The sequence below is a fragment of the Streptomyces sp. NBC_01255 genome (assembly GCF_036226445.1).
GTDB lineage: Bacteria > Actinomycetota > Actinomycetes > Streptomycetales > Streptomycetaceae > Streptomyces.
In genome coordinates this window covers 2,285,740-2,305,515 of record NZ_CP108474.1, presented here as the reverse complement: position 1 = coordinate 2,305,515, position 19,776 = coordinate 2,285,740, and the positions used below count along the sequence as shown (strand labels likewise).

Annotated in this window: 15 protein-coding genes; 11 read left to right on the top strand and 4 right to left on the bottom strand. The window is 71.3% G+C overall.

Features of this window, described 5'->3' with window-relative positions:
* Nucleotides 1-6 precede the first annotated feature (6 nt).
* Both OG357_RS09965 and OG357_RS09960 read right to left on the bottom strand, forming a co-directional pair.
* Nucleotides 7-1,179: a trypsin-like serine peptidase gene (locus OG357_RS09965; protein ID WP_329620821.1), complete on the bottom strand. Its 1,173-nt coding sequence runs from the start codon at nucleotides 1,177-1,179 to the stop codon at nucleotides 7-9.
* Nucleotides 1,180-1,279: 100 nt separating this feature from the next.
* Nucleotides 1,280-2,455 (bottom strand): trypsin-like serine peptidase, encoded by a 1,176-nt coding sequence (locus OG357_RS09960; RefSeq protein WP_329620820.1) that lies wholly within the window; start codon nucleotides 2,453-2,455, stop codon nucleotides 1,280-1,282.
* 322 nt (nucleotides 2,456-2,777) lie between these two features.
* Between OG357_RS09960 and OG357_RS09955 the strand changes: the two genes are divergently transcribed.
* The 5 genes from OG357_RS09955 (at nucleotide 2,778) to OG357_RS09935 (ending at nucleotide 10,817) form a co-directional block, all read left to right on the top strand.
* Complete coding sequence (locus tag OG357_RS09955; RefSeq protein ID WP_329620819.1) at nucleotides 2,778-4,214, top strand: diaminobutyrate--2-oxoglutarate transaminase family protein; 1,437 nt, start codon at nucleotides 2,778-2,780, stop codon at nucleotides 4,212-4,214.
* A gap of 38 nt (nucleotides 4,215-4,252) precedes the next feature.
* Complete coding sequence (locus OG357_RS09950; RefSeq protein ID WP_329620818.1) at nucleotides 4,253-6,106, top strand: IucA/IucC family protein; 1,854 nt, start codon at nucleotides 4,253-4,255, stop codon at nucleotides 6,104-6,106.
* 55 nt (nucleotides 6,107-6,161) lie between these two features.
* Nucleotides 6,162-6,887, top strand: a complete 726-nt coding sequence (locus OG357_RS09945) for a GNAT family N-acetyltransferase (RefSeq protein ID WP_329620817.1) — start codon at nucleotides 6,162-6,164, stop codon at nucleotides 6,885-6,887.
* Between the two features lie 61 nt (nucleotides 6,888-6,948).
* Nucleotides 6,949-8,778, top strand: a complete 1,830-nt coding sequence (locus OG357_RS09940) for an IucA/IucC family protein (RefSeq protein ID WP_443066656.1) — start codon at nucleotides 6,949-6,951, stop codon at nucleotides 8,776-8,778.
* 50 nt (nucleotides 8,779-8,828) lie between these two features.
* Nucleotides 8,829-10,817, top strand: a complete 1,989-nt coding sequence (locus OG357_RS09935) for an ATP-dependent DNA helicase (protein WP_329620816.1) — start codon at nucleotides 8,829-8,831, stop codon at nucleotides 10,815-10,817.
* Nucleotides 10,818-10,901: 84 nt separating this feature from the next.
* On the opposite strand, the gene lexA is transcribed toward OG357_RS09935, so the two are convergent.
* Entirely contained in the window at nucleotides 10,902-11,690 is a 789-nt protein-coding gene (lexA, locus tag OG357_RS09930) for a transcriptional repressor LexA (protein ID WP_024754934.1), read from the bottom strand.
* Between the two features lie 449 nt (nucleotides 11,691-12,139).
* On the opposite strand from lexA, the gene nrdR reads away from it, so the two are divergent.
* Entirely contained in the window at nucleotides 12,140-12,649 is a 510-nt protein-coding gene (gene nrdR / locus OG357_RS09925; protein ID WP_329620815.1) for a transcriptional regulator NrdR, read from the top strand.
* A gap of 174 nt (nucleotides 12,650-12,823) precedes the next feature.
* Nucleotides 12,824-15,724 carry a vitamin B12-dependent ribonucleotide reductase gene (locus tag OG357_RS09920; RefSeq protein ID WP_329620814.1) on the top strand — a complete coding sequence of 967 codons (2,901 nt, stop codon included), beginning with the start codon at nucleotides 12,824-12,826 and terminating at the stop codon, nucleotides 15,722-15,724.
* Between the two features lie 84 nt (nucleotides 15,725-15,808).
* Here OG357_RS09920 and OG357_RS09915 read toward each other — a convergent pair whose 3' ends face one another.
* Nucleotides 15,809-16,339, bottom strand: a complete 531-nt coding sequence (locus OG357_RS09915) for a TerD family protein (RefSeq protein ID WP_329620813.1) — start codon at nucleotides 16,337-16,339, stop codon at nucleotides 15,809-15,811.
* A gap of 110 nt (nucleotides 16,340-16,449) precedes the next feature.
* Between OG357_RS09915 and OG357_RS09910 the strand changes: the two genes are divergently transcribed.
* The 4 genes from OG357_RS09910 to OG357_RS09895 all read left to right on the top strand — a co-directional run bounded on the left by OG357_RS09910 (nucleotide 16,450) and on the right by OG357_RS09895 (nucleotide 19,651).
* A complete protein-coding gene (locus tag OG357_RS09910) occupies nucleotides 16,450-17,316 on the top strand; it encodes an arylamine N-acetyltransferase family protein (RefSeq protein ID WP_329620812.1) in 867 nt (288 codons plus the stop codon).
* Between the two features lie 42 nt (nucleotides 17,317-17,358).
* Complete coding sequence (locus tag OG357_RS09905; RefSeq protein ID WP_329620811.1) at nucleotides 17,359-17,964, top strand: YdbC family protein; 606 nt, start codon at nucleotides 17,359-17,361, stop codon at nucleotides 17,962-17,964.
* Nucleotides 17,965-18,067: 103 nt separating this feature from the next.
* Nucleotides 18,068-18,727, top strand: a complete 660-nt coding sequence (locus OG357_RS09900; RefSeq protein ID WP_329620810.1) for a histidine phosphatase family protein — start codon at nucleotides 18,068-18,070, stop codon at nucleotides 18,725-18,727.
* Between the two features lie 12 nt (nucleotides 18,728-18,739).
* Nucleotides 18,740-19,651 carry an ADP-ribosylglycohydrolase family protein gene (locus tag OG357_RS09895; protein WP_329620809.1) on the top strand — a complete coding sequence of 304 codons (912 nt, stop codon included), beginning with the start codon at nucleotides 18,740-18,742 and terminating at the stop codon, nucleotides 19,649-19,651.
* Nucleotides 19,652-19,776: the final 125 nt, after the last annotated feature.

The following is a 19,776-nucleotide window of genomic DNA, read 5'->3' as shown; positions in this document are numbered from 1 at the left end:
CTCGGATCAGCGCGCGAACTTCTTGCTGACCATCTCGTGGGCCGCCTTGGCCCCCTTGCCCAGCTGCGGTCCGGCGAGCCAGCCGTTGCTGCCGGCGGGGCCGATCGAGGTGTTCGACACGAGCGCCGTCTTCCCGTTCGGCAGCACACGGAACCAGCCGCCGCCCGAGGAACCGGCCGTCATCGTGCAGCCGATCCGGTACATCGTCGGCGTGGCCGGGGCCGTGGTGAGCCGCGTCGCGCGGTCGAGGCACTTGTGCATGATCAGCCCGTTGTACGGCGCCGCCTGCGGGTAGCCCCAGGCGCCCATCGTCCCGGCCTGCGCGGCCGTCGGCGCGGAGAAGTCGACCGGCAGCGCGGCACCGACGGTCTCCTCCAGCGACTTGCGGCCCCGCTCGGGCTGCACGTGCAGGACGGCGTAGTCGTACGGCCAGGCCTGGTTCGTACCACCGCGCTGGATCCAGTCGCCCGAGGTCACCGCCCAGTCGGCCCAGTACTGGCCGTAGGGCGCGACCTCGTGCGGCTGCGCGTTGCGCAGGGCGGAGGGCGACTTGCCGAGGTCGTTGTAGGCCGGCACGAAGGTGATGTTGCGGTACCAGCCGCCGCGCTTGCCCGCGTGGACGCAGTGCCCGGCCGTCCAGACCATGTTGGACTTCCCGGGCCGGCGCGGGTCCTTCACGATGGTGCCGGAGCAGACCATGTGACCCTCGGGCGAGTCGAAGAAGATCTTCCCGACCGGGGCCGCGTTGCGGTGGTACGGCGTCTTCTCGCGCTGCGCCTTGACGGGCCGGGGCGTCGGATCCGTGCCTCCCGTGCCGGCCTGCGCGGTGATCGTCTGGTCCGGGCTCTTCGCCGACTGCATACGCGTCGGGTCCCAGAGGCCGTCGATCACCGGATTGACGAAGTCCTCGGCCTCACGGAGCCAGGTCGCCTCATCCCAGTTCTTCCACTCGCCGTCCTTCCACTTGTCCAGGTCGACGCCGTGCTTCTTGAGCTTGTCGGCGAGGTCTTTGGCGAGATCATCGCCGCCACCGGCGCCGTCGGCGGCGGGCGTGGAGCTGCTCGCCCCCGCGGCCGGCTTGTCGGCGGCCGGGGTCTCGGTGGGGCCGCAGGCCGTGGCGGTCAGCGCGAGCGCCGTGGCCAGGCCGAGGACGGCGGGTATGAGTCGTACAGAACGCATGATGTGCATTCCCCCTGTGATGTGTTCCGCGTCCGGGACGCGGGCCGTCGACCGGACATGGGTGGAGGCGGGACCCCAGGGCCCCGCCTCCGTGCCGTGCCTACTGCCCGGCGTACTTCTTGCTGACCTCGTCGAAGATGGCCTTGGCCTCGGGTCCGAGACGCGGACCCGCGAGCCAGCCGGCCGTCGCCGGGCCGATCGAGGTGTTCGACACCAGCGCCGGCTTGCCGTCACTGCCGTCGGCCACCCAGCCACCGCCGGACGAACCACCGGTCATGGTGCAGCCGATCCGGTACATCGTCGGCTGCTCCGCCTTCAGCGACAGCCGGCCCGGCTTGTCCTGGCACTGGAACATCTTCTGGCCGTCGAACGGCGGCGCCGCCGGGTAACCGGTCGCCGTCAGGCTCGCGATCTTCGGCACGGCAGGCGCGTTGAACTCGACCGGGAGGGCCGAACCGACCGTCTCCTCCAGCGACTTGCCCGACCCGCCCTTCTCCGGGGTCACCTGGATGACCGCGAAGTCGTACGGGGCGCCGGCGCCGCCCGTGGACGCGCCCTGGGCGATCCACTGGTCGGAGGTCTTGACCCAGTCCGCCCACCACACGCCGTACGGCGCGATCTGCTCCCGCGTCGCGTTCTCCAGGGCGGAGGTCGGCAGCGCGGAGTCGTTGTACGAGGGCACGAAGGCGATGTTGCGGTACCAGCCGCCCTGCTTGCCCTTGTGCACGCAGTGCCCGGCCGTCCAGACCAGGTTGGACTTGCCCGGGTGGGCCGGGTCCTGCACCACGGTGGCCGAGCAGACCAGCGAGCCCTCGGGGCCGTCGAAGAAGACCTTCCCGGCCTCCGGCGCGTTGCCGTGGTACTTCGGGGCGACGGCCTTCGCCTTCACCGCGGCGGGAGTCGGGTCGGTGACACCCTCGTCACCCGAGATGTCCTCCTCCTCGACCGGCTTGTCGGGGCGTTCGGCCTCCCGCATCCGGTCCGGGTCCCAGAGGTCCTCGATGATCGGATTGACGAAGTCCTTGGCCTCACGGAGCCACTTGTCGCGGTCCCAGTTCTTCCACTCGCCGTCGCGCCACTTGTCGAGGTCGATCCCGTGTTCCTTCAGACGGTCCTTCAGGTCCTCCGGAATCTGGATCTTGTCGGCCGGGTTCTGGCTCGCGGGCGCGCTGGGCTTGTCTCCCGCGTTCTCCTCGGTCGGGCCGCAGGCCGTCGCGGTGAGCGTCAGCGCCGCGACGGCGGAAGCCGCCATCAGCAGCGGACGAATCGATCGCATCTCGTGATCCCCCTGGGACTACATCAATGTGTGCATGGGCGAACGGCGGCCGCGTCCTCGCGGACGGCGACCGACGGCCCCCAACTATGCCGGTGCCGGAGGGGACGGTACCTGCCCCGCCGCCGGTTCCGGATGCCGTTCAGCCGTTGCCGTGCCGTGATCCGGGACACGCCAAGTTGTTGTCACCCGGCCCGTGATCCCCGGCAGTTCCCGTCGTTGGTACGTACGGGGGACACAACGGCGGCGTTCAGGACGGCCCTTGCGGCGGCTCCGCGACGCCCCGATGTGCAACGCAACCGTTACAGCGGGAGGACACCGAGCCGTGGCCGTGACCGAATCAGCTCCTGCCGTCGCACCGGCGGCGCAGGTGCGGAACCCGACGGGCGACGCGACGGACCAAGGGGGCGGGCACGAGGCGATCCTGCGTCGCCAGGCGCAGCGCGAGTCCGCCGCCCGCACCTACGCCCGGTCCCTGCCGATCGTCCCCGTGCGGGCCCGCGGCCTGACCATCGAGGGTGCGGACGGCCGCCGTTACCTGGACTGCCTCTCCGGTGCCGGGACCCTCGCCCTGGGACACAACCACCCCGTGGTCCTGGAAGCGATCAGGAAGGTCCTCGACTCGGGCGCACCGCTCCACGTCCTCGACCTCGCCACCCCCCTCAAGGACGCCTTCACCTCGGAGCTGTTCGCCACCCTGCCGGGCGAACTCGCCGACAACGCCCGCATCCAGTTCTGCGGACCGGCCGGCACGGACGCCGTCGAAGCGGCCCTCAAACTCGTCCGCACCGCCACCGGCCGCGACGGCCTCCTCGCCTTCACCGGTGCCTACCACGGCATGACGGCCGGTGCCCTCTCCGCCTCCGGCGGAGCGACCGATGTCCGCGTGACCCGGCTTCCCTACCCGCAGCACTACCGCTGCCCCTTCGGCGTCGGCGGCGACCGCGGCGCCGAACTCGCCGCCCGCTGGACCGAGAACCTCCTCGACGACCCCAAGAGCGGGGTCACCACCCCCGCCGGAATGATCGTCGAGGCCGTCCAGGGCGAGGGCGGTGTCATCCCCGCCCCCGACGACTGGATGCGCCGGATGCGCCGGATCACCGCCGACCGCTCCGTCCCGCTCGTCGTCGACGAGGTCCAGACCGGCGTCGGCCGCACCGGCGCGTTCTGGGCCGTCGAGCACAGCGGTGTCGTGCCCGACGTGATGGTCCTCTCCAAGGCCATCGGCGGCTCCCTCCCGCTCGCCGTCATCGTCTACAGGTCCGAGCTCGACGCCTGGGAACCCGGCGCACACGCCGGCACGTTCCGCGGCAACCAGCTCGCCATGGCCGCCGGAACGGCCACCCTCGCGTACGTCCGCGAGAACAAGCTCGCCGAACGGGCCGGCATCCTCGGCGCCCGTATCCTCGGTCGGCTCCAGGGCCTCGCCGCCGCCCACCCCTGCGTCGGCGACGTCCGCGGCCGGGGCCTGATGATCGGCGTCGAACTCGTCGACCCCGACGCGGCCGGCCCGGACGACCTCGTCCCGCCCGCCGCCCCCGCCCTGGCCCGCGCCGTCCAGCAGGAGTGCCTCGCCCGCGGACTCATCGTCGAACTCGGCGGCCGCCACTCCGCAGTGGTCCGGCTCCTGCCCCCGCTCACCCTCACCGACGAGCAGGCCACCGCGGTCCTCGACCGCTTCGCCGACGCCCTGGCCGCGGCCGAACGGGCCCACACCCCCACGACGGGCGCACCCCGGACCACCCCCGGACCGTCCCACTGACCCCGGACCCGCCCCCGGCCCCACCCCAAGGAAGCCCCGTGAACGCCACCCCCACCTCCCAGGCGACCGAGACCGCAGCGCCCGTCGCCGTCGAGGAGCCCACCGTCCCGCGCCAGCACGCCGGACCGTACGACCCGCGGCCGACCCGCCCGGCCGCCGCCGGAGCCACCGCGCCCGACCCCCTCGACGACCCCGACCCGCAGCGCGCCGCCGACGTGGCGACCATCGAGAACCTGCTCCGCTGCTGGATCCGGGAGAAGAACCTGCCCGCCCCCGACTCCACCACCCTGCGCGTCCCCCTCGACGCCAGCGGCACCGCCCTCCTCGTCCCCGTCCGCTACTGGTCGGCCACCGGCTGGCACCGCTTCGGCGCCCCCTCGCTCGAAGGCCTCCCGGCCTCCGCTCCGACCGTCGACGCCGTCACGGTCGCCGCCCTGCTCAGCCGCGAGACCGGCCGCCCCGAGGGCACCGAACTCGTCGGCCGGGTCGCCGACTCCGCCCGGCGCACCGCCGACTTCCTCACCGAACGCCGCCGCAGCCCCCACCCCCATCCGGACGCCGACCTCTTCCTCGCCGCAGAACAGGCCCTGCTGCTCGGCCACCCCCTGCACCCCACCCCCAAGAGCCGCGAAGGACTCTCCGAGGCCGAAGCACGGCTCTACTCACCCGAACTCCACGGCTCCTTCCCCCTCCACTGGGTCGCCGTCGACCCCACGGTCCTGGCCGCCGACTCCGCCTGGACCGAGCAGGGCCGCCACGTCACCGCGGAACAGCTCACCTCCGGCCTCGCCGAGGGGCTCACCCTCCCCGCCGGCACCGCACCCCTGCCCCTGCACCCCTGGCAGGCCCGCGAACTCCTGCACCGCCCCGAGGTCCGCGAACTCCTCGACGCCGGCCTCCTCCACGACCTCGGTCTCCACGGCAGCCCCTGGCACCCCACCTCGTCCGTCCGCACCGTCCACCGCCCCGGCGCACGGGCGATGCTCAAGCTCTCCCTCGGCCTGCGCATCACCAACTCCCGCCGCGAGAACCTCCGCAAGGAACTCCACCGCGGCGTCGAGGTCCACCGGCTCCTGCGCACCGGCCTCGTCGACGAGTGGCAGGCGGCCCACCCCGGCTTCGACATCGTCCGCGACCCCGCCTGGCTCGCCGTGGACACGGCGGACGGCACCCCCGTCCCCGGACTCGACGTCATGATCCGCCACAACCCCTTCGGGTCCGGCGACGACGCCGTCTGCATCGCCTCCCTCACCACCCCCCGCCCCTGGCCCGGGGCCACCACCATGCGCTCCCGGCTCGCCGACGTCATCGGCAGGCTTTCCGCCCGCACCGGCCGCCCCACCACGGCCGTCGCCGCCGAGTGGTTCCTGCGCTACCTCGACCAGGTCGTCCGGCCCATCCTCTGGCTCGACGGACACGCCGGCATCGCTCTGGAGGCCCACCAGCAGAACACCCTGGTGCTCCTGGACCCCGAAGGCTGGCCCGTCGGCGGCCGCTACCGCGACAACCAGGGCTACTACTTCCGCGAATCCCACCGCGGCGAGCTGGAGAACCGGCTGCCCGGCATCGGCGCCCACAGCGACACCTTCGTCTCCGACCAGGTCACCGACGAGCGCTTCGCCTACTACCTCGGCATCAACAACATCCTCGGTCTGATCGGCGCCTTCGGCGCCCAGTACCTCGCCGACGAGCGCGTCCTCCTCGCCGCCCTCCGCAGCTTCCTCACCTCCGCCACGAGCCTGGGCTCACCCCTTCCGCACCGGCTCCTGGAGGCCGCGACCCTGCGCAGCAAGGCCAACCTCCTCACCCGCCTGCACGGCCTCGACGAACTCGTCGGGCCGGTCGACACCCAGTCCGTCTACGTCACCGTCACCAACCCCCTCCGCACCTGAACCCGTCGCCGGAGCACCCACGCCCCGAGCGCACCGCCGAGAGGAGAGCGACACCGTGCCACCCACCAGACCCCCGGTAGAACCGCCCGGGGACGACACCCTCGACCTCAGGGTCGACGACCTCGTCGCCCTCCTCGCCGCCGGAGCCCCGTCATCCGCCCCGTCATCCGCCCCGACACCCGCCGTCCCGGGCGGCGGCTCCTCCGGCGGAGACCTCCTCGACTCCGTCGCCGACTGGGAACCGGCCACCACCCGATTCGGCGCCTTCCAGCTCCTCCCCGTACACCTCGACCGCGACCTGCCACTCCTCACCCGGTGGATGAACGACCCAGCGGTCGCCGCCTTCTGGGAACTCGCCGGCCCCGAGACCGTGACCGCCGAGCACCTCCGCGCCCAGCTCCAGGGCGACGGCCGGAGCGTCCCCTGCCTAGGCGTCCTCGACGACGTGCCCATGAGCTACTTCGAGCTCTACCGCGCCGACCTCGACCCGCTCGCCCGGCACTATCCGGCCCGCCCCCACGACACCGGTATCCATCTCCTCGTCGGAGGCGTCACCGACCGAGGCCGGGGTGTCGGCACGGCCCTCCTGCACGCCGTCGCCGAGCTCGTCCTCGACCACCGCCCCCGATGCACCCGGGTCGTCGCCGAACCCGACATCCGCAACACTCCTTCCGTCTCGGCCTTCCTCGGAGCCGGCTTCCGCTACGCGGCGGAACTCGACCTCCCCGACAAACGAGCCGCGCTCATGATCCGCGACCGCTCCCTGCGTCACGCCCTGTGAACACCCCTCTGCCTTACATACACCGCTCGACCCACAGCGGTTCCCACCCCGAGGAGTCCTCGTGTCGACGTCCCCTGCACCCCACGACTCCGCACAGCCCGCCACGCCCCTCGCCACCACCCCGGAACCCGAACTGCTCGCGCCCCCCGAGCTGACCTCCGACACCTGGACCCGGGTCTCCTCCCGCCTCCTCGCCAAGGCACTCGCCGAGTTCGCCTACGAGGAGATCGTCGAACCCGTCCCGGCCGACGACGGCGAGCCCGACCACCACGCACTCCGGCTCGACGACGGCACCACACTCACCTTCCGTGCCCGCCGCGGCGCCTACGGCGGCTGGCGGGTCGCCGCCGACTCGATCGCCCACGAGGGCCGGCCCATGACCGACCCCCTCGACTTCCTGGTCCGCGCCCGGAGCCTCCTCCGGCTCGACGGCGCCACTCTCGGCCACCTCATCCGCGAACTCTCCGCCACCCTCGCCGCCGACGCCCGCCTCGACCGCACGGCCCTCACCGCCGACCGGCTCGCCGAGCTCTCCTACGCCGAACTCGAAGGCCACCAGACCGGCCACCCCTGGCTCGTCCTCAACAAGGGCCGCATCGGCTTCTCCGCCACCGACGCCGCCCGCTGGGCCCCCGAGGCACGCCGCGCCACCCGACTGCCGTGGATCGCCGTCAGCAACCGCATCGCCGCCTACCGGGGCGTCGCCGGCCTCCAAACCCCCGACCGCCTCTACGACCAGGAGCTGGACCCCGAGGTCCACGCCGCCTTCCGCGCCGAACTCACCGCCCGCGGCCACGAACCCGACGGCTACCTCCTGCTGCCCGTCCACCCCTGGCAGTGGGACGAGGTCCTGCTCCCGCTCTACGCCCCGGCCGTGGCCGCCGGCACCGTCGTCCCACTCTCCGCCGACGGCGACCTCCGCCTGCCGCAACAGTCCGTCCGTACGTTCCTCAACACCAGCCGCCCCGACCGGCGCACCGTCAAACTCCCGCTGTCGGTCCTCAACACCCTCGTCTGGCGCGGACTGCCGACCGAACGGACCGTCGCCGCCCCCGCCGTGACCGCCTGGGTCCACGGGCTCCGCGACGGCGACGCGTTCCTGCGGGACGAGTGCGGAGTGATCCTCCTCGGCGAGGTCGCCTCCGTCACCGTCGAGCACCCCCTGTACGACCGGCTGCCCGAAGTCCCGTACCAGTACAAGGAACTCCTCGGCGCGATCTGGCGCGAGCCGCTCCGGCTGCCCCCCGGCGAGCGCGCCCGCACCCTCGCCTCGCTGCTCCACACCGACCCGAACGGGCGGGCCTTCGTCGCGGAGCTCGTCGAGCGGTCCGGACTCGCCCCCGCCGTCTGGCTCCGGCACCTCTTCGGCGCCCTGCTGCCCCCGCTGCTGCACTTCCTCTACCGGTACGGCACGGTCTTCTCGCCGCACGGCGAGAACGCGATCGTCGTCTACGACGACGAGGACGTGCCCGTACGTCTGGCGATCAAGGACTTCGTCGACGACGTGAACATCAGCGCCCTGCCGCTTCCCGAGCACGACACGATGCCGGCCGACGTCCGCTCGGTGCTGCTCACCGAGGAGCCCGACTTCCTCACCCAGTTCATCCATTCGGGGCTCTTCATCGGCGTCTTCCGCTATCTGGCACCGCTCTGCGAGGAACAACTCGGCGTCCCCGAGACGGAATTCTGGGCCCTGGTCCGTGCGGAGATCCTGCGCCACCAGGCCCGCTTCCCCGAGCTGAAGGAACGGTTCGAGCTCTTCGACCTCCTCACGCCCCGGATCGAGCGGCTCTGCCTCAACCGCAACCGTCTGCACCTGGACGGTTACCGCGACCGGCCCGAGCGCCCGCACGCCGCCGTCCACGGGACCGTCCCCAACCCGCTCGCGTGAGGCGTGCGTGTGACCGGGCTGTCAGTGTCGCCCCGTAGGCTGGAAGCGCTATGACGAAGCCATCCCTCCCCGACCTCCTCCACGCCGCCGTCTCCGCCGTCGGCGGCACGGAGCGCCCCGGCCAGGTCGCCATGGCCGAGGCCGTGGCCGAGGCCATCGACGACAATTCCCACCTCCTCGTCCAGGCCGGAACCGGCACGGGCAAGTCGCTCGGCTATCTCGTGCCGGCGCTGGCCCAGGGGGAGCGGGTCGTGGTCGCCACCGCCACCCTGGCGCTCCAGCGCCAGCTCGTCGAGCGCGACCTTCCCCGGACGGTCGACGCGCTGCATCCGCAGCTGCGCCGCCGCCCGCAGTTCGCCATGCTCAAGGGCCGGTCGAACTACCTCTGCCTGCACCGGCTCCACGAAGGCGTCCCGCAGGACGAGGAGGACGGCCTCTTCGACCCCTTCGAGGCGGCCGCGCCCACCAGCAAGCTGGGCCAGGACCTGCTGCGCCTCCGCGACTGGTCCGACGAGACCGAGACCGGCGACCGGGACGACCTGACCCCGGGCGTCTCCGACAAGGCCTGGGCCCAGGTCTCCGTCTCCTCCCGGGAGTGCCTGGGCGCGAGCAAGTGCGCGTACGGGGCGGAGTGCTTCGCCGAGGCGGCCCGCGAGCGCGCCAAGCTCGCCGATGTCGTCGTCACCAACCACGCCCTGCTCGCCATCGACGCCATCGAGGGCGCCCCGGTGCTCCCGCAGCACGAGGTGCTGATCGTCGACGAGGCCCATGAGCTGGTCTCCCGGGTCACCGGTGTCGCCACTGGCGAGCTCACCCCCGGGCAGGTCAACCGCGCCGTGCGCCGGTCCGCGAAGCTCGTCGACGAGAAGGTCGCCGACCAGCTGCAGACCGCCGCCGAGGGCTTCGAGCGGGTCATGGAGCTCGCGCTGCCGGGCCGCCTGGAGACGATCCCGGAGGATCTCGCCTACGCGCTGATGGCGCTGCGCGACGCGGCCCGCGCGGTGATCACGGCCCTGGGCTCGACCCGGGACCGGTCCGTGCAGGACGAGGACGCCGTCCGCAAGCAGGCCATGGCCTCCGTGGAGACCGTGCACGGCGTGGCGGAGCGGATCACCCAGGGATCGGAGTGGGACGTCGTCTGGTACGAGCGGCACGACCGCTTCGGTGCCTCGCTGCGGGTCGCGCCCCTGAGCGTCTCCGGCCTCCTCCGGGAGAAGCTCTTCACCGAGCGGTCCGTGGTCCTGGCCTCGGCCACCCTCAAGCTCGGCGGCGACTTCAACGGGGTCGGAGCCTCGCTCGGCCTCGCGCCCGAGGGCACCACGGGGGACGACCTGCCCGTCTGGAAGGGCCTCGACGTCGGCTCCCCGTTCGACTACCCGAAGCAGGGCATCCTGTACGTCGCCAAGCACCTGTCCCGTCCCGCGCGGGACGGTGAGCGGGGCGACATGCTCGACGAGCTCGCCGAGCTGATGGAGGCGGCCGGCGGTCGTACGCTCGGCCTCTTCTCCTCGATGCGGGCGGCGCAGCAGGCGGCGGAGGAGCTGCGGAGCAGGAATCCCGAGCTGCCGATCCTGCTCCAGGGCGAGGACACCCTCGGCGAGCTGATCAAGAACTTCGCCGCCGATCCGAAGACCTGCCTCTTCGGCACGCTGTCGCTCTGGCAGGGCGTGGACGTTCCGGGTGCCAGCTGCCAGCTGGTGGTCATGGACAAGATCCCGTTCCCGCGGCCGGACGACCCGCTGATGAGCGCGCGCCAGAAGGCGGTCGAGGAGGCCGGAGGCAACGGCTTCATGGCGGTCGCGGCCACGCACGCGGCTCTGCTGATGGCCCAGGGCGCCGGTCGGCTCGTGCGGGCGACGGGCGACCGGGGTGTCGTCGCGGTGCTCGACCCCCGACTGGCCACGGCGCGGTACGGCAGCTACCTCAAGGCCTCGCTGCCCGACTTCTGGTACACCACGGACCGCAACCAGGTGCGGAAGTCGCTGGCGGCGATCGACGCGGCGTCGAAGGCGGCGGCGAAGGCGGCGGCGAGCGGCTGACCCCCTGCCGTGCGTCTCGACGCACGGCAGGCCCCGGGACCGGCGCAGTGGGTCCCGGGGCCCGGTCAGAGCCGGCGGTGAGTGTCACACCCGCCGGAGCACCGCCACGACCTTGCCGAGGATGGTGGCCTCGTCGCCGGGGATGGGCTGGTACGCCGCGTTGTGCGGGAGGAGCCAGACGTGCCCGTCCTCGCGCTTGAAGCGCTTGACCGTGGCCTCGCCGTCGAGCATGGCGGCGACGATGTCGCCGTTCTCCGCGACGGGCTGGCGGCGGACGGTGACCCAGTCGCCGTCACAGATGGCGGCCTCGATCATCGAGTCGCCGACGACCTTCAGGACGAACAGCTCGCCGTCGCCGACCAGCTGCCGGGGCAGCGGGAAGACGTCCTCGACGGACTCCTCGGCCAGGATCGGGCCACCGGCCGCGATCCGGCCGACCAGGGGAACGTACGACGCGGCGGGCTTGCCCGTGGTGTCCGTCGGCTGCGTGCTCGGCTGGTCCGAGCCGCGCACCTCGTACGCCCGGGGGCGGTGCGGGTCGCGGCGGAGGAAGCCCTTGCGCTCCAGGGCCATGAGCTGGTGAGCCACCGACGACGTGCTGGACAGCCCCACGGCCTGGCCGATCTCGCGCATCGACGGCGGGTAGCCGCGCCGCTGGACCGAGTCGCGGATGACCTCGATCACCCGGCGCTGCCGGTCGGTGAGGCCGGAACTGTCGGCCCTGATGCCTGGAGGTCGCCCGGGAAGGGCTCGGGCGGGGCGCCCGGGCTCCTCGCCGTTCATGGCTGCGTCATTCATGGCATGCACCGGCTCGAGTCGGCCCTGGGAGCGGTCCTGGGCGGTGATGGTGGCACTGTCTGCGGTGGTGGTCACGTCGTCGGCCCCTCTCGAATTTGTCTCCCTGGCTGGCACAACGGTAGTGGCTTTCGAAAGGTTGCGCCAAACACACGTTCGAGTGAAAATTCGCAGATTGCCTTACGTGGGTACGCATGGGGGTGTATGAGTACCGTCACTCCGCAGCACCCCGCGAACCCAATTCGGTCATTACGGTAGCCTTCGCCGCTGGGCCGCGGGCATCGGGTGTGCCCTCCCAGTGTCGCACCCGGGAGGGCGGAAGCGCGGGAGCGGGCGATCCGCGACACGCGCAAGGGGCAGAATCGCCCCCAACCCAAGATCTAGTGGTTGGATGGCATCGACCGCCCAGGGGTAGTGGTCCCCGGTCTGCCGGGGGCGTTCGCATCGCCTATGCTGGAGGTCGCTTCGCAGGGTCTTGACGGCCGGGCGAGGCTCATCAGTCGTGCCGTGAGGGAGGGTCGGAAGCTATGCACTGCCCCTTCTGCAGGCACCCCGACAGCCGTGTCGTCGACAGTCGCACCACCGACGACGGGACGTCGATCCGACGCCGTCGCCAGTGCCCCGACTGCTCCCGCCGTTTCACCACGGTGGAGACGTGTTCGCTCATGGTGGTGAAGCGGTCCGGTGTCACCGAGCCCTTCAGCCGTACCAAGGTCATCTCCGGTGTGCGCAAGGCGTGCCAGGGGCGACCGGTCACCGAGGACGCCCTCGCCAAGCTCGGCCAGCGGGTCGAGGAGGCGGTGCGCGCCACCGGGAGCGCCGAGCTGACCACCCATGACGTGGGTCTGGCCATCCTCGGCCCCTTGCAGGAGCTCGACCTCGTCGCGTACCTGCGCTTCGCGTCCGTGTACAAGGCCTTCGACAGCCTCGAAGACTTCGAGGCCGCCATCGCGGAACTCCGCGAGCGGTCTCCCGCTGAGAACCGCGGGATCGGTGCGACCCCTGAGGTCCCCGTTCCCGCCACCGCCGCCGACTGATCGGCGGTCCGGGCCGACCACGGCCCGGCGATCGGCCGCCGAGCGGCCTGACAGACGTGCCCCGGGTGACCTGTTTCCGGTCCTCGTGGCAGTAGTACCGAAAGACGTACAGAAGACGGTGCCCTGGGACTTTCTGGGTGCCAAAGTGTGTTTTGCCCGTATATGGGAGGCGGCATGACAGAGACGGCGAGCGGCCCGGCACGTGGTTCCCGCAACAAGGGAGCCAAGTCGGCGAGCAAGGGCCTGCGTATCGAGCGCATCCACACCACCCCTGGCGTGCATCCGTACGACGAGGTGTCCTGGGAGCGTCGTGACGTCGTCATGACCAACTGGCGCGACGGCTCGATCAACTTCGAGCAGCGTGGCGTCGAGTTCCCCGACTTCTGGTCGGTGAACGCGGTCAACATCGTCACCAGCAAGTACTTCCGCGGGGCCGTCGGCACCCCGCAGCGCGAGACCGGTCTCAAGCAGCTCATCGACCGGATCGTGAAGACGTACACCAAGGCCGGTGAGGAGTACGGCTACTTCGCGTCCCCCGCCGACGCCGAGATCTTCGAGCACGAGCTGGCCTACGCCCTCCTGCACCAGATCTTCAGCTTCAACTCGCCGGTCTGGTTCAACGTCGGCACCCCGCAGCCCCAGCAGGTCTCCGCCTGCTTCATCCTGGCCGTCGACGACTCCATGGAGTCCATCCTCGACTGGTACAAGGAAGAGGGCATGATCTTCAAGGGCGGCTCCGGCGCCGGCCTGAACCTCTCCCGCATCCGCTCCTCCAAGGAGCTGCTCTCCTCCGGAGGCAACGCCTCCGGCCCGGTCTCCTTCATGCGCGGCGCCGACGCCTCCGCGGGAACGATCAAGTCGGGCGGTGCGACCCGTCGCGCGGCCAAGATGGTCATCCTCGACGTCGACCACCCCGACATCGAGGACTTCATCGAGACCAAGGTCAAGGAGGAGGAGAAGATCCGCGCCCTCCGTGACGCGGGCTTCGACATGGACCTGGGCGGCGACGACATCACGTCCGTCCAGTACCAGAACGCCAACAACTCCGTCCGCGTGAACGACACGTTCATGAAGGCCGTCGAGTCCGGTGGCACCTTCGGCCTCACGTCCCGCATGACCGGCGAGGTCATCGAGGAGGTCGACGCCAAGTCGCTCTTCCGCAAGATGGCCGAGGCCGCCTGGGCCTGCGCCGACCCGGGCATCCAGTACGACGACACGATCAACCACTGGCACACCTGCCCCGAGTCCGGCCGCATCAACGGCTCGAACCCGTGCAGCGAGTACATGCACCTGGACAACACGTCCTGCAACCTCGCCTCGCTGAACCTCATGAAGTTCCTCAAGGACGACGGCAAGGGCAACCAGTCCTTCGAGATCGACCGCTTCGCCAAGGTCGTCGAGCTCGTCATCACCGCGATGGACATCTCCATCTGCTTCGCCGACTTCCCCACGGAGAAGATCGGCGAGAACACCCGCGCCTACCGCCAGCTCGGCATCGGCTACGCCAACCTCGGCGCCCTGCTGATGGCGACCGGCCACGCGTACGACTCCGACGGCGGCCGCGCCCTCGCCGGTGCGATCACCTCCCTGATGACCGGCACCTCGTACAAGCGCTCCGCCGAGCTCGCCGCGGTCGTCGGCGCGTACGACGGCTACGCCCGCAACGCCGAGCCGCACCAGCGCGTCATGCAGCAGCACGCCGACGAGAACACCAAGGCCGTCCGCTTCGACGACCTGGACTCGCCGATCTGGGCCGCCGCGACGGAGGCCTGGCAGGACGTCGTCCGCCTCGGCGCCAAGAACGGCTTCCGCAACGCCCAGGCGTCGGTCATCGCCCCGACCGGCACCATCGGTCTCGCGATGTCCTGCGACACCACCGGCCTCGAGCCCGACCTCGCCCTGGTCAAGTTCAAGAAGCTGGTCGGCGGCGGCTCGATGCAGATCGTCAACGGCACCGTCCCGCAGGCCCTGCGCCGCCTGGGCTACCAGGAGGAGCAGATCGAGGCGATCGTCGCCCACATCGCCGAGCACGGCAATGTGATCGACGCCCCCGGCCTGAAGGCCGAGCACTACGAGGTCTTCGACTGCGCGATGGGTGAGCGCTCCATCTCCGCGATGGGCCACGTCCGCATGATGGCCGCCATCCAGCCGTGGATCTCGGGCGCCCTCTCCAAGACCGTGAACCTGCCGGAGACGGCCACGGTCGAGGACGTCGAGGAGGTCTACTACGAGGCCTGGAAGATGGGCGTCAAGGCGCTCGCGATCTACCGCGACAACTGCAAGGTAGGCCAGCCCCTCTCCGCCAAGAAGAAGGAAGCGGAGAAGGTCGAGGTCACCGCGAAGTCCGAGGCGACGATCCGCGAGGCCGTCGAGAAGGTCGTCGAGTACCGTCCGGTCCGCAAGCGTCTGCCCAAGGGCCGTCCGGGGATCACCACCTCCTTCACCGTGGGTGGCGCCGAGGGCTACATGACCGCCAACTCCTACCCGGACGACGGTCTCGGCGAGGTCTTCCTCAAGATGTCCAAGCAGGGCTCGACCCTCGCCGGCATGATGGACGCCTTCTCCATCGCCGTCTCCGTCGGTCTGCAGTACGGCGTGCCGCTGGAGACCTACGTCTCGAAGTTCACGAACATGCGCTTCGAGCCGGCCGGCATGACGGACGACCCGGACGTGCGGATGGCGCAGTCGATCGTCGACTACATCTTCCGCCGCCTGGCGCTCGACTTCCTGCCCTTCGAGACGCGTTCCGCCCTCGGCATCCACTCGGCCGAGGAGCGTCAGCGCCACCTCGACACCGGCTCGTACGAGCAGGCCGAGGACGACGAGGTCGACGTCGAGGCCCTGGCCCAGTCCGCGCCCCGCGCCCAGGAACTGAAGGCCGTCCCGGCCCCGGTCCCGGCCCCGCAGGCCGAGATCCCGGCCCCGAAGACGGCGCACACCTCGGCGGAGCTCGTCGAGATGCAGCTCGGCATCAGCGCCGACGCCCCGCTCTGCTTCTCCTGCGGGACGAAGATGCAGCGCGCCGGCTCCTGCTACATCTGCGAGGGCTGCGGCTCCACCAGCGGCTGCAGCTGATCCACGGCATAACCCAGGGGTGACATCCCCGGTCAGGGCGGTGGTTCCGGTTTCCCGGAGCCACCGCCCTCGGCGTTTGTGACGTCAGACCGGTGTGGAGCCGAGCACCGTCGCGAAGGATCCAGGGTCGGCGTCGAAGCCTCGGCTGATCGCGCGGTACGACCAGCCGTCCGCGCCGTCCCGGGTGAACTCCACGACCGTCGCCGACAGGGCGCCCGGTACGTCCGCGAAGTCGTGGGTCAGGAGGTCGGTGTACCCCTCGCGGACCCGTATGCCGGTGTTCGCTATGGCGCCGAAAGTCAGCCTGCCGCCGGTCTGTTGCACGGTCACGCCCACCACCACGCGCGCGTAGCGGGGTGCCAGTCGGTCCAGCTCCAGCGTCATCGCCTCGTCGTAGCCGAAGCCCTGCCCCGTACGGCTGTCACGGTGGAGCGTGATCGTGCCGTCGGGGGAGCGGCTGCCGAAGTGCACCAGGTAGACCGGGGACCCGTGAGGGTCGTCGGCCGCGAAGACGCCGGCGACGAGATCCAGGTCGTGGGCCGGCGCACCGCTCGGGGCAGGGTCCCACTTGAGCGTCACCTCGACCCTCGCCACGCCCTTGTTGAGTCCGCTCACGGTGCTTCCCCTCTCCACGCACGCCCCCGCGTACGCCTCGCCTCGACCGTCGCCCCGCCACCCTCAAAAGCCCGTGGTCGCGGGGAGATTGCTCATGGTGTCATGGGCCTGTGACAGTGGACCCGACGGTGGAGGGGGAGAGCGGTTTGTGGAGTGGTGACGAGCTGGATCTCGACGCTTATCTGGCTCGAATCGGCTACGACATCGGACGGGACGGGGAACTCGCCGCCGATCGCCGGACGTTGACCGCGGTACACCGGGCGCATGTCCGGTCCATTCCGTTCGAGAACCTCGATGTGGCCCTCGGGCGGCAGGTCCCTCTGGACCTGAAGAGCCTTCAGGCCAAGCTCGTCCGCCGCCGCAGGGGTGGCTACTGCTACGAACAGAACTCGCTCCTCGCGGCCGCACTGGAGCGGATCGGCTTCCGGGTGGCCGGGCGCGGGGCCCGCAACCGTACGCGCGGCGGGGCGCTGCTGCCCGTCACCCACGCGTTGCTGGTCGTCGAGGCGGAGGGCGAACAGTGGCTCGCCGACGTGGGGTTCGGCTGGCAGGGGCCGTTGGAGCCGGTTCCCCTGCGGGACGGCGCGCGCGTGGAGCAGGACGGCTGGACGTTCGGGATCGGGACCGAGGGCGAGGGCATCCACGTACTGCGTTCCCTGCGTCCGCACGGCTGGACCGATCTGTACGCGTTCTCTCCGCAGACCCTGTACCCGGGTGACTTCACGGTCATGAACCACTTCAGCTCCAGCCATCCCGAGTCGCGCTTTCTCGGCCAGGTCGTGGCGCAGCGGCCCGGGGCCGAGGTGCGGAGGGCGCTCGTGCGCGAGACGCTGACGAGCGTCCGTACGGACGGTGTCACCGAGGAACGGGTGGTGACCGTCGGAGAGTTGGCGGCGACCTTGGAGGACGACTTCGGCATCGAGATCGACGACGAGGAGCGCGCCGGGCTGGAGCGACTGCACCCGGTGGGTGTCTGACGCGCACTGCCGGGGCACTCCCCGGGCCCGTACGATGGCGCGGTGCTGGTCAAGTGGATTCGCTGCACCGTGGTGGACCGTCGAGGGTTCGAGCGGGGACAGCGGAAATGGGCGGGGCTGCTCGGTGAGCCGGGATTCCGGGGCCAGGGCGGCGGGTGGAGCCGGGCTCGGCCGGACGTCGCCCACATCTTCGCGTTCTGGGAGAGCCGGGCGTTCTACGACTCGTTCATGGCGCGGTCGCACGATCGCCTGGCGGCCTCGCAGGTGGGCACGTACAAGGACATCCAGGTCAAGCTGTTCGACCACCGCTTCGACGTGAAGACGGGGTTCGAGCCGAAGTTCGGCGACGCCGACGTGGCGCGGGTGGCGCACTGCCGCGTCCACGAGGAGCGTGCCGAGCACTTCGCGCTCATGCAGGAGAAGGTGTGGAACCCGGCGATGGCCGGGTCCCCCGGCATGCTGCGGGGCCTGTTCGGCGAGGCGCCGGGCAGTGAGTTCCTGGTGCTTTCGATGTGGAGGTCCGCCGCGGAGCACGGCAAGTACCGGGTGGAGCGCATCGAGCGGCTCGGTCTGCGTGCCAAGACCGATGCCGACGTGGCGGCGCTGACCGGCGACGTGGTGCAGCTCGACGCGGCCTGGACGGTCTGAGGGCGGGCTGTTCCGTCGGATCCGCACGTCGGACCTACGCCGGATGGGCTCCGACAGGGGACTCGGCCGAGCCCGCCACGGGCCCTCGATCTAGGGTCGGGGTATGGCACGACCGCGGCGCATCGTTCTCGTACGGCACGGAGAGTCCGAGGGCAATGCCGATGACACGGTGTACGAACGCGAGCCCGATCACGCGCTCCGGCTCACGGAGACCGGGTGGCGGCAGGCGGAGGAGACGGGGGAGGGGCTGCGGGAGCTGTTCGGGGACGAACAGGTCAGCGTCTACGTGTCGCCGTACCGCCGCACCCATGAGACCCTCCGGGCCTTCAGGCTGCCCAGGGAGCAGATGAGGGTGCGGGAGGAGCCGCGCCTGCGGGAGCAGGACTGGGGCAACTGGCAGGAGCGGGAGGACGTACGCCTGCAGAAGGCGTACCGGGACGCGTACGGGCACTTCTTCTACCGCTTCGCCCAGGGCGAGTCCGGGGCGGACGTCTACGACCGGGTCGGGGCCTTCCTGGAGAGCCTCTACCGCAGCTTCGAGGCCCCCGACCACCCGCCGAACGTCCTCCTCGTCACCCATGGACTGACCATGCGGCTGTTCTGCATGCGCTGGTTCCACTGGACGGTCGCGGACTTCGAGTCCCTGTCGAACCCCGGCAACGCCGAGACCCGCACGCTCCTGCTGGGCGAGGACGGGAGATACCGGCTGGACAGGCCGTTCGCACGCTGGCGTACCCCGGAACCGTACGGGCACACCGGATAGAGTGGTTGAGCGATGACCGCTGACTCCTCACTCGACCGGCGCTTCGACCGCGCCCTGGCCAGCCTGCGCGGGCTGTCCGTGGGAGACGCCCTGGGCTCCCAGTTCTTCGTACCCGCCCACTACCCCCTGCTGAAGCGGCGCGAGCTGCCGCCCGGCCCCTGGCAGTGGACCGACGACACCGAGATGGCCTGCTCCGTCCTCGCCGTCCTCGTCGGCCATGACCGCATCGACCAGGACGCCCTCGCCCTGTCCTTCGCGAACCACCACGACTTCGACCGGGGCTACGGTCCGGCGGTCAACCGGATGCTCCGGCTCATCAGGGAGGGCGGAGACTGGCGGGAGCTGTCCGCCGCGCTCTTCAACGGGCAGGGCTCCTGGGGCAACGGCGCCGCGATGCGGATCGCCCCGCTCGGCGCCTGGTACGCGGACGACCCGGAGCAGGCGACGCACCAGGCCGAGATTTCCGCGTACACGACACACCAGCACCGCGAGGCCGTCGTGGGCGCGATGGCCGTGGCGGCCGCCGCAGCCCTCGCCGCCGCCCCGGCAGGACCGCCCACACCCGAGGCGCTGCTCGACGGCGTCGTCGCGCTGGTGCCGCGCAGCGCGGTGGGGGCGGGCCTGCGCCGGGCGCGCGACATGCTCGACTACGGGGACGCGGGCACGGTCGCCGCGGTGCTCGGCAGCGGCCGGCGGACCAGCGCGCACGACACCGTGCCCTTCGCCCTCTGGTCGGCGGCGCGAGCCCTGGGCGACTTCGAGCGGATGTTCTGGACGACCGCGCAGGTCGGCGGCGACGTCGACACGACCTGCGCCATCGCCGGCGGCGTCGTGGCCTCCGCGGCGCACGGGGCTCCGCCTGCCGAGTGGCTGCGGCAGACCGAGGACCTTCCGGGGTGGGTCCCGGACGGGACGGCTGTCTGACGTGTGAGGTGGGATGTCCCCCGGGCCCCGTGGCGGGGCCCGGGGGACATCGGCGTACTCGGAGGCGTACGGACCCCGCTTGGGCGGGCGTGCGGCCATGGGCGGGCGGGCGTACGGCCTGGGTC